The sequence below is a fragment of the Vibrio sp. 2033 genome (assembly GCF_033339735.1).
This window is the reverse complement of sequence record NZ_JAWOVC010000586.1, coordinates 1-590: the sequence shown is the minus strand read 5'-3', so window position 1 is coordinate 590 and position 590 is coordinate 1. Positions and strand designations below refer to the sequence as shown.

The 590-nt window shown below is 38.5% G+C and carries 2 protein-coding genes; one reads left to right on the top strand and one right to left on the bottom strand.

Features of this window, described 5'->3' with window-relative positions; genetic code table 11:
- A partial coding sequence (locus tag R7P74_RS27925) for a hypothetical protein (RefSeq protein ID WP_318123924.1) occupies positions 1-187 on the top strand: 187 nt, incomplete at its 5' end.
- 87 nt (positions 188-274) lie between these two features.
- Here R7P74_RS27925 and R7P74_RS27920 read toward each other — a convergent pair.
- The coding region (locus R7P74_RS27920; protein WP_318123923.1) for a transposase at positions 275-590 on the bottom strand (316 nt) is incomplete at its 5' end.

The window sequence follows — 590 nt, the reverse complement described above, 5'->3', positions numbered from 1 at the left end:
GGAGCGTGGTGATAAATCTATTGCCAACGAGCAACCTGTACCATTGACCCCAACAAGCGCTCAAAACAAGAGTGCTGCTCGCTTTATGTCTTTTCTCAAAGAGATAGAAAATAGAGCGATTAAAAAGGTTATTGGAGGAGATTTAGCACAGTGCCTCTTTTTTATAGCAAAATTGAACCATATTTGATTCCCTTCTCGTTTATTTTCAAGCTTCATTATTAATTTCAAAATAAATGGAATATAAGTCACAATACTAATTCCCTTCTATACCCGTTCAACTTGAAGATACAGGTTTCAATATCTGAAAATTATCCGTAATTCTGGATACGAGTGTACCTGCAACTTTTGGTAACGTTACATCGAAAAACTCTTTGATGGCTGAAGTAAATTCTGGCTTGGAGGAGAAGTAAATATTGTTCCTCACATGCTCATTCATCACTTTCCAAAGCCGCTCGATTAGATTTAAATTTGGACTGTAAGGTGGTAAGTAATGAAGCTCAATATTGAGCACTTTTGCCGCATTTCTCACCAGCTCTGACTGATGATAGGCGGCGCCATCAAGAACTAGGTGAACTTTTTGCTCCAACGGG